Source organism: Nocardioides sp., from assembly GCF_047607185.1.
Taxonomy (GTDB): domain Bacteria; phylum Actinomycetota; class Actinomycetes; order Propionibacteriales; family Nocardioidaceae; genus Nocardioides.
The window spans coordinates 1-9,485 of record NZ_JASGDQ010000048.1; the positions used below are offsets into that span (position 1 = coordinate 1).

Here is a 9,485-nt window from a genome sequence, read left to right on the forward strand (position 1 = left end):
ACGTAGGTGAAGTCCGCGACCCACCACTGATCGGGCCGGACGGGGTCGTTCCAGGCACGGTTGATGTGGTCGGGGTGCCGCGCCGCGGCGTCGTTGCCGCGCCGAGTGGTGACGGTGGTGTGCCGGCCCCGGACGACGCCGCTGATGCCACACACGCCCATCAGCCGGGCGACCTGGTCACGACCACGAGCGATGCCGGCCCGGACGGCGGCCTTCCACAGCTTGTGCTGCCCGTAGAGCTTCCGGTTCGCCACCCACAGCCGGTACAGCTCGTGGGCGGCGTACGCCTCGTCGAGCTCGACCGGACTCGGCCCGAAGTTGCGGGCCCGGTGCGCGTAGTAGGTGCTCGCAGCGATCGTGATCCCGTGCTCGCCCACCCCGGACGGCATGTGCGCGAGCGCGGAGTGCTTCAGATCGGCGTGGACCTGCTCGATGACCGCGTGATGGCGGTGGGTCTTGTCCGCCGCCTCGGTGTCGAGGACCTTGGGGTCGGCGGTGGTGAAGAAGGCGTGGAAGCGCCAGGTGTCGAACAGGGTGTCTTGTCCGGCTGCCTTGTTCTTCTCGGCGTTGAAGTCGGGGATCCGTCGCACGATCAGCCGACCGGCCACGCGTTCGGCCTTCTTGGCTGAGGCGAAGGCGGTGAAGCCGACCTCGGCGACCTCGGCTCGGGAGATCCACGTGCCCGTCTCTTCGTCGAAGATGGCGTCGGTGTACTCGATCGGGGTCCACGCCTCGTCGCCGATAGCGGCGATCGCCTTCTTGACCGCGGGGTCCATCCGCACGGTCACCGACACGGCGGCACCGCCCTTGAGGGCGGCGTGGACCGCGGCGCGGCCGTAGAACGCCGAGTCCATCCTCACCAGCACCAGCCGAGTCTTGCCGAGCAACCTGCGAGTCGTTCGGACCGCGTCGCCGACCAGGCGCTTCGCGCCACGCGGTGAGCCGGTCGAGCCCTTGCGGAGTCGTTGGGCCACGATCACCGGCGCACTCGTCGCGGTCGCGAGCGGCACGGTGAGGGTGGCCAGCAGTGCGTTGAGCCCCCGGACACCGGAGTAGCCGAACCCGGCGCCCTGCTTGGTATAGCCGTGGACCTCGATGATCGTGTCATCGACATCGACCAACGCATACCCCGGGTCGGCGTTGGCGTCGGCGACTGTGGCCGAGGTCAGCAGGCGGGTGAGCGCGGCCAACGCGACCAGGAACCGGGAGGCAACCGCGTCGAGCTGGCGGACGTGGCCAAAGGTGAACGCACGCAGGAACGAGCCCAGCGTCGAGGGCGCATACGCCTTGGCGAAGACTCGGCTCATCCCGCCGTGCCGCAGCAGCGCCATGTCATCGATCGAGTCCGCGCCGGCCACCATCCCGCCGACCAGCGAGGCGACCTTCAACCCGGCGTTCGCGCCCTTGTCGGTCGGCACCGTGAGGTGCCCATCAGCCAGGTCCCGGAGCCCGGCCGACTCAGCCAACGCAAGCACCGGGACCAGTCCGCCGGCCGACACGAGATTCGGATCGTCGAACGCGACCGAGGTGCGGCCGAGGGTGTGAGAGAGTCGCATCTTGAAGATGCCCTCCTGAGGTGGGGTGGTTTGGACCGTCGCAAGTCCCAAACTCCCAGCCCAGAAGGGCTTCTTCGCGTCACGGCACGCTCAACACCTCAAAGTCCATCGGTGGATCGAGGCTAAGTGCCATTCGCCTCCCTCGTCCCGTCAGCCTTGACGGCTGCTGAGTCAAACCACTGATCGGCGCGCTCAGCGAGCGCAGAACGCCACCAGAACAACAGCTGGCCGTCGGTCACGCTGAGGGCCTCCTCGATCGACTCGACGAGATCAAGCGGAGGAATCCGACGGCCCCGCTCATAGTCGCTGAGGTTGCTGTGAGCCGAGAGCCCGATGAGCGCCAGGAGTGCCCGCTGCGAAAGGCCCCTCGCCATCCGATGCCGCCGGATCTCTAGACCGAGCCGCACAGCTGCCGGCCAGGGGCGCGGTCCCGGCGACACCGGATCGAGAGTCTCAAGCGCAGCCGCGGCCCCGCGCGAGCGGGGTGGCGGCACCTCGGTCGTCTCTTTGCCGATCACGCCGGCCCCTGGCCATGACCTCTCCACTACGCCTCCCTGAATAGACCGCCCCGTTAGCGATTGGCGGCCGACCCCACCGGCTTCGACGGCCTCCCCCGAAGCCGATGCCAACAGGCCCTCGTTCCGTGTGTCCATCAGCGCTGCCCAGGCAGGGTGGAGGGCCGTCGGCCAAGGGACTCGTTGGTGCCCCTACCTCGCCGCAGTGCGGCCGAGGCGGTCGCCGCGATGCAGGCGCGAGTTCGGGCCTGGACCGGCCTGCCGAGCCCCGCTGCGGTCGCCTGGACGTGTGCGCTTCCCCCGCGGAACATGGTGCCGCGGGTCACGAGTGGTGTTCCTGGCACAGTGCCCTCCTGGCGAGTGACTACCTACCGAGTGCGCCTCGATACCCTTTATCTGCCAGCTGGCATTGCGAATCGAACGGTCCCGGCGAATCTTCTTTCGTGCCAGCAGGGCACCTAGGCCTGGACCAGGCCCCGACGCGCCTCACACTCAGGACACGGCACCAGATCGAGCCCCCTCCGCCGGAGGGTGCAGCGGAACCATCGTCAGTAGCGTCCGCGGCGAGGCTGTTTCGCTCGACCCGGCCCGGCCGACCCGCTGCAGCAGATCCGTGCCAGCCAGGCCGTGCTCCCGCGGGCTCCCGGGCAGCCCCTGCTTGATTTTCGCGTGGTTGTGCGCCGCGTAGTTGTCCATCACCAGGTGCAGCTCGACCGTCCCGGGGCTCCGCGGGTCGCCGGCCAGGTGGGAGCGATGGCCCTAGCCTCGGCGTTTCATGGCTGATCTGCGTGACACGTAGCCGTGCAACGCGAAAGTGCCCGTCCTGCTTGGGAAACTGTGACTTGTCTAGGGTCCAGCAGCCGAGCAGATCGGGCACTTGTCAGGTGAAGCGTAGCAAGCAGTCGCGTCGAGTCATCGTGTCCGCGGACCGTGCGGGGGTGGTGTCGCATGCCGGAGTCGGGTTGCTCCGCGAGATGGCCGAGTACACCGGCCTGGTCGATGGAGTCACCGCCGCGCTCGCGGACACCTACCGCGGCCCCTGGCTGCATGCGCCGGGCCGGGCGTTCACCGATCTCGCGGTCGCGGTCGCTGACGGTGCGGACGTCATCACCGGCATCGCGGTCCTCGGCGACCGGGAGGATCTGCACGGCCCGGTGGCCTCGATGCCCACGACCTGGCGGATTCTGGACAAGGCCGACGCCGATCACCTCCCCGCGCTGCGAACAGCCCGTGCCGGGGCACGCGAACAGGCATGGGCTGCGGGTGCCGGCCCGGACCTGGGCAGTGAGGATTTCGCCGAACTGCTGTTGGACTTCGACGCCACGATCACCATCAGCCACAGCGATAAGGAGAACGCTGCCGCGACCTGGAAGAGGACGTTCGGGTTCCACCCACTATTGTGCTTCCTCGACCGTCCCGACATCGCGGCGGCGAGGCACTCGCAGGTCTGCTGCGGCCCGGGAACGCCGGGTCGAACACCGCCGCCGATCACATCACCGTGCTCGACATGGCGATCGCAGCGTTGCCTGAGCACGCCCGCCCGGTGTTCGACCCCGCGACCGGGCGTTGGGACGGCCAGCGTGTGCTCGCCCGTTCGGATTCGGCTGGAGCGACCCACGCATTCGCCGAGGCGTGTGTCGACCGTGGGGTCGGGTTCTCCTTCGGATTCCCTGTAGATGTACGGATCCAGCGGATCGTCGACGTCATCCCTGACCAGTGCTGGCACCCCGCGATCCAGACCGACGGCGATCTGCGCGAGGGCGCTTGGGTGGCCGAGGCCACCGGCATGATCGACCTCTCCACCTGGCCGACCGGATCGCGGTTGATCCTGCGCAAAGAGCGCCCCCGCCCCGGCGCCCAGCTCACCTTCGCCGACGTCGACGGACACCGGATCACCGCGATCCTCACCAACACCGGGCCAGGTCTGGTGGCCGGGCAGGCTGCCGGACTCGAGCTGCGGCACCGCCAACACGCCCGGGTCGAGGACCGCATCAGGCAGGCGAAGGCCACCGGGCTGCGGAATCTGCCCTGTCGGGCCTGGAACGAGAACGCCGCGTGGCTCGAGGTCGTCCTGACCGCGGTCGACCTCATCGCGTGGACCAAGCTGATCTGCTTCGCCGACGTGGTCGAGCTCGCCCGCTGTGAGATCCACGCGTTCCGCTACCGGACGCTGCACGTCGCCGCCCGCATCACCCGCAGCGCACGCCAGACCCGGCTCCGCATCGATAAGACCTGGCACTGGGCCGTCGAGATCGCCGAGGGCTGCGACCGGCTACGCGCGGCGTTCGCCTGACAACCCGCGACCCGCTCGCCCCGACCCGAGGACCGGAGAACCGGAGCCCGGCAGCGCCAGCCGAGCCAACAGCGACCTCTCCAAGCGCCCCAAGCCCCTCACCAGCGACCAGCACCCGAAACCACCGCCGCTACGCGGCGGCATGAAACGCCGAGGCTAACCTCTCGAGCTGCCTGAGACGCGTAGCCCGGTTCGTGGCCTCGAAGGCGACAACGGTCTGCCTCCCCTCAGACGACGTTGTGAGCGGTTCGACGCAGCGCATCGACCGCGACTACGAGACGGCGGTACGCCTCGAAGTCGCGGGGTTGCCCGATCCAAGCGGACGCAGCAATCGCCACCCCCGCGCGAGCAAGGCCGCCTGGTCATCCATGTCCGCAAGTCTGACTGCCACGGCGGCATCCGGGAAGGGCCTTCCTGGCGCCCGAGGTCCGCATCGTGGCTTGAGCATCAACAGCACCTGCGGGCCGGGAGGCCTCGCCCAGGGACCTCAGGGCTCGGCTGGGACCTCTGCGAGCGGGACTCGCGCCGAACGGACGATCGTGTTGAACGAGATCACCGCCGGCGGCGTGAACGAGTAGGTGGGCGACGACTTGACCAGGACCACCTCATCACCCAGGATTGCGCCGCTCTCAGGGTCGGCTAGGAGCAGTTGCTGTCCGTAGCCGTCGATCGAAGGCGTGCTGAGCACGAGTGCCTCTCGGCCTCGGCGGTCCTGAGCAGTTCCGAGCAGGGTTACGCTGGGCTCGTCGGCCAGCATCTGCCAGATCGCGGAGATCAGCCGCGGGGGCAGGACGTAGGACCCGATCAAAGACGAGATCTGGAGCAGCAACGCACCACCGGGAGCCTGTGCCAGCGTCGCGGCGTCGTAGCCGTCGAGCAGGGCCGCCCGCAGCTGGGCCGGGTCGGTGGGAAGCCGCTCGGCGTAGTCGTGCCCGCGGTCTGGGATCGGGAACGACTCGTCGCTGAGTCGCGGGCCGTCCTCCTCGACCGGCGAGGTGACCCGGCCCGCTTGGTCGAGCGGCCCCCCGCGGCGCTCGATGCTCCTGATGATGTCATCGGGCAGGACGTAGGTCTCGCGCTGCACCGATCGAAGCACCGACTGTGCGTCACCGGCCCCGATCTCCGCGGCAGACTCCGAGAGCCAGGAGTCGACCACCACCTGCTGCACAGGTTGCCTGGCGTCGTAGGGAAGACCCAACGCCTCGATCGCCAGCTGGCGCAGCGTCTCGGCCGCCGACTCGCCGGACGCCGGCAGCGCCCCGGCGTCCACCCCGCCGAGCCGGAGCAGCGGCGGGGTCCCGGCTTCGGCGATGTACTCCGAGCCCCCGGGTCGGACGACAACGAAGAACCCCACCGCCAATGCCGCGACGGTCGCCACAACCGGAAGTACGAACCGCGTCGGCCGGCGCCTCGACCACCTGTTGACCAGTCGTCGCCGCAGTGGGGGCCGCCGCTGGGGCAACGCGAGAATCCGAGCGAGCTCTGCCGCGGCGCGAGCCCCATCGCCGGGGCGAGGCGAGACGTCACGTGTGGGAATCCCGTGGGCCATCAGTTGCTGGCGGAAACGCTCGTCGTCCTCGTCGTCATCACGGTCATTCCGTCTCATCACGATTGGCCTCCTTCCCCCAGAGTCCTCGTGCTTTGTCCTTTACCCGTTGCAACCGCGCCGACACGGCGGTGGGCTTGATGCCGAGAATCGGCGCGATCTCGGCGGGCTTCCACTTGTGGGCGTGCAGCTCGAGCAGGTAGCGCTCTTCTTCACGCAGGTCGCTGGCCCACTCGGGCCACTCGGCATCGACAATCTCCTCGGCGATGTCCGGCACCTCCCCTTGGAGAGCCTGCTCGGTCGAGAAGACATTCTCTCGTCGTCGACGGGCGCTCTCGTCTCGGAGGTGGTGCCCGACGTGCCGGTGCAGGATCGCGAAGGTGAACTTCCGCAGCCGATAGAACGACTGCTCGTCGGTGGGAGCAGGCTCGTCCATCTCCCAGAGATCCTCCAAGGTCTTCGACGCCAGATCCTCGGCAGCTGACGGGTCATGGGCAGTACGCACATACCGAACAAGTTGAGGGTAGACGAGCAGGAAGAACTCCTCGAATTCCTCCCGCGTCAAGACTGCCTCCCTCTTTACCTGCCCCGAGGCCAGCCTAGTAGCCTGTCGCGGCTAAACGCGTGGTAGCGCGGTGTCCGGGTGCGTCCCTCGCAAGGTGCTGGCGCGAAGGCAGGCCGGTGGCCTGTCGAGCGTCGGCAACGCCGCGGGGTGCGTGGCCGGGCGCCGCGGTAGCAGCGAATTAGCCGCGACAGGCTACTAGCCTCGGGATTTCACGAGTGATCGAGCGACACCGGGGCTGAAAGCACGGAAGTGCCTGTCCTGCTTGGGAATCTTGGACTTGCGACGGTTCAAGAGACTCAAGTGGAAGGCACTCCGCAGGTGAAGCCTAGCCCGGCCCTGAATGTTGTTCTCGATCCTGTCCGCGAGTCGCTGATCTCCTCCTCGGGCGCGTTGCTGATGCGGGAGACGATCAGGGTCGCCGGGTTGGATCGGGTGTTGTCGGTGGCACTGTCCTCGTGGCGGCCGGACCGGGCGGTCCACGATCCGGGCAAGGTTCTGCTCGACGTCGCCACGGCGGTCGCGCTCGGTGGGGACTGCCTGGCTGACGTGGCCGCGGTCCGCGCCCAGCCAGCGGTCTTCGGGTCAGTCGCATCAGACCCGACTATCTCGCGGTTGTTCGCGGCTCTGGCCAGCGACGACGACGACGCGGTCGCCGCGATCCGCGAAGCGCGGGCGCAGGCTCGGAAGCGGGTTTGGGCCCGGCACCGGCCGTTGGCTGGCGTGCCCGGGACGCGCGCTGGTGGACAGGTCGTCGTCGACATCGACGCCACGCTGGTGGGCGCGCACTCGGACAAGGAGAACGCTGAGCCGACCTACAAGCGTGGCTACGGGTTCCACCCGATGACGTCCTCGATCGATCACGGTGCGCACGGGACCGGCGATGTCGGGGTGATCAACCTGCGCCCGGGCAGGGCCTCGGCCTGGGACAGCACCGACCACATCACTTGCCTGGACGACACCCTGGCTCAACTCCCCGACAACGAGCGCGCCCAGGTGCTGGTCCGTACCGACACCGGCGGATGTTCCAAGGCGTTCCTTCGCCACATCACCGACCTGGGTCTGGAGTACTCGATCGGCTTCGGCGGCAGCAACGCGGTGAAGGCCGCGATCGAGGCAATCCCTGACCAAGCGTGGAAAGCAGCACTCGATGGCGACGGGGAGCCCCGTGACGGTGCGCAAGTCGCCGAGCTGACCGCCTGGATGCCACCCACCAGCCGGACTGGGACCAGCGACGACTGGCCGCCCGCGATGAGGGTCATCGCCCGCCGCGAACGGCCCCACCCGGGCGCCCAGCTTCGGTTGAGTGACCACAACGGATGGCGCATCACCTGTTTCGCCACGAACACCAAGGGACCCGGCTGGACACTGGCGACGCTCGAGGTCCGACACCGCCAACGCGCCCGTTGCGAGGACCGAATCCGCGCCCTGAAGGACACCGGGCTACGCAACCTCCCCTTCCACGGCTTTGCACAGAACCGGATCTGGACCGAGGTCGTCGCCTTGGCTGCGGACCTGCTGACCTGGACCCAGATCCTTGCGTTCGATGAACACGAACCCGCCCGCAGGTGGGAGCCGAAACGGCTCCGATTCCGGATCCTCGCCGTCGCCGGCCGCATCATCCACGGCCAACGCCGAAGACGTCTCCGACTCCCCAGGGACTGGCCCTGGAACCGACTCATCGACACCGGCTGGAGCAACCTCCGCGCCGCTTGACCCCGACGACCGACCCGACAACCAAGGCCAGGAGAACCGGCGGACCCAGCGCCGGAGACCGACCATGCCCGCACCAGCCACGCCGACATCAGTCCGCGTCAGCAGCCGACCACGAAGCCAAACGAAAGATCGAGGCTAGGGCAGGTAACGAGGAGGATTCAGCAGCTTGTCGCGGCTGCGAGGCGCACCTTGCTGGGGTTGTAGTAGGCCGGTTCGACGCTGGCCCGGGCCTCTCCGGGGGCGAAGCAGATTCCGGCGGTGTCGGAGCTGTTGCGAAGCCGAGCGATGGTGGCTCGGTTGTTGCTGTAGGACAGCGCTGTCCACGCCAGCGCGGTCAGGCCCGAGCCCGTCACCGAGTAGAAGCTGCCTTGGAAGTTCGTGTTCGACCAGCCGCAGAAGCGCCCGCTCGGGCACTGTGACAGCGCGTTCGTCCCGGGGAGCACGGCGACAAAGACGAGCCCGTCGTCGTAACGGATCTCGTTGCCCACCACTCCTCCCCCGGGATGCTGCGCCAACTCCTCGACGATGATCTGTTCTATCGCCGTCGACTCCCCCGCCGCCGCGGTGGCAAGGACGGGAGCGGTCGGGAGGACAGTGAGGAGAAGGCCGACGAAACCGGCGATCAGCAGAGCGGGTCTCAGTCGTCCGGGCCGGGCATTGCGCGTTGTCATTCGTGTCCTGTTCCGATGTCCGATGGGCTCGTGCCGGCCGCGATCCAGCACTGCGGGGCAGCGTGAAGTTGGTGCCCACCTATATCTGCCAGCTGGAACTTCAAATCGAACGGTCCCTGCCAAAGAAGTTCTCTTCCCGCCTCCGCGGACACTGAGACTCTTCTATCTCTGTCAAGTTGGTGATGGGTCGGCGTGGAGGGCTTCGAGGTTGCGGTAGAGCCGGCGGGCGAGGTAGCGCTTGAGACAGCGGCGGATCTCTTTGGTGGTGCGTCTTTGGGCGTGTCGTTTCTCGACGTAGGCGCGGTTCTCGGGGTGGTGGATCATGCGGACGCAACGAAAGCATCGGTGGCGGCGTCGGAACACCGTGGCCAGTGGGACGACCAGTGTCTCGCCCGACTCCTCGGTGAGCTCCTCCGCGATCTTGATGGCCGCTCCTTCGACCTTGCCGTGGAAGGCCTCCGCCAACGCCTCGACAGTGGTCACGCGCACCAGCCGAACCGGGCCGAGAGTGGCGTCTGCCCACCTGGCAGTTCGACCCCGACGCCGAGCGTGGCTTCGTTCCCGGCCTGGCCGAGCTCCAGCGGGTGTTCCCGGGTGGCCCGGTGACGCTGACCGCCTGGATGACC

6 protein-coding genes and 2 pseudogenes are annotated in these 9,485 nt (G+C 68.2%); 2 read left to right on the plus strand and 6 right to left on the minus strand.

Going from position 1 to position 9,485, the window contains the following annotated elements; genetic code table 11:
- On the minus strand, positions 1 to 1,556 hold a 1,556-nt coding region (locus QM595_RS04575), incomplete at its 3' end, for an IS1380 family transposase (RefSeq protein WP_415170345.1).
- A 122-nt stretch (positions 1,557 to 1,678) separates the two neighbouring features.
- Complete coding sequence (locus tag QM595_RS04580) at positions 1,679 to 2,209, minus strand: helix-turn-helix domain-containing protein (RefSeq protein WP_415170346.1); 531 nt, start codon at positions 2,207 to 2,209, stop codon at positions 1,679 to 1,681.
- 746 nt (positions 2,210 to 2,955) lie between these two features.
- On the opposite strand from QM595_RS04580, the pseudogene QM595_RS04585 reads away from it, so the two are divergent.
- Positions 2,956 to 4,364 (plus strand): annotated as a pseudogene (locus QM595_RS04585) (IS1380 family transposase).
- Between the two features lie 487 nt (positions 4,365 to 4,851).
- Here the strand turns inward: QM595_RS04585 and QM595_RS04590 are convergent.
- Together QM595_RS04590 and QM595_RS04595 are read right to left on the minus strand one after the other, a co-directional pair.
- A complete protein-coding gene (locus QM595_RS04590; protein WP_415170347.1) occupies positions 4,852 to 5,970 on the minus strand; it encodes a CU044_5270 family protein in 1,119 nt (372 codons plus the stop codon).
- On the minus strand, positions 5,957 to 6,475 hold the full coding sequence (locus tag QM595_RS04595; RefSeq protein WP_415170348.1) for a sigma-70 family RNA polymerase sigma factor: 519 nt from the start codon (positions 6,473 to 6,475) through the stop codon (positions 5,957 to 5,959). Before QM595_RS04595 ends, QM595_RS04590 begins: the two co-directional genes overlap by 14 nt.
- Positions 6,476 to 6,793: 318 nt before the next feature.
- On the opposite strand from QM595_RS04595, the gene QM595_RS04600 reads away from it, so the two are divergent.
- Positions 6,794 to 8,188 (plus strand): IS1380 family transposase, encoded by a 1,395-nt coding sequence (locus QM595_RS04600; RefSeq protein WP_415170350.1) that lies wholly within the window; start codon positions 6,794 to 6,796, stop codon positions 8,186 to 8,188.
- A gap of 158 nt (positions 8,189 to 8,346) precedes the next feature.
- On the opposite strand, the gene QM595_RS04605 is transcribed toward QM595_RS04600, so the two are convergent.
- Together QM595_RS04605 and QM595_RS04610 are read right to left on the minus strand one after the other, a co-directional pair.
- Positions 8,347 to 8,910 (minus strand): peptidase inhibitor family I36 protein, encoded by a 564-nt coding sequence (locus QM595_RS04605; RefSeq protein ID WP_415170349.1) that lies wholly within the window; start codon positions 8,908 to 8,910, stop codon positions 8,347 to 8,349.
- Positions 8,911 to 9,030: 120 nt separating this feature from the next.
- A pseudogene (locus QM595_RS04610) lies at positions 9,031 to 9,186 on the minus strand (IS110 family transposase); the annotation flags it as partial.
- Positions 9,187 to 9,485 lie beyond the last annotated feature (299 nt).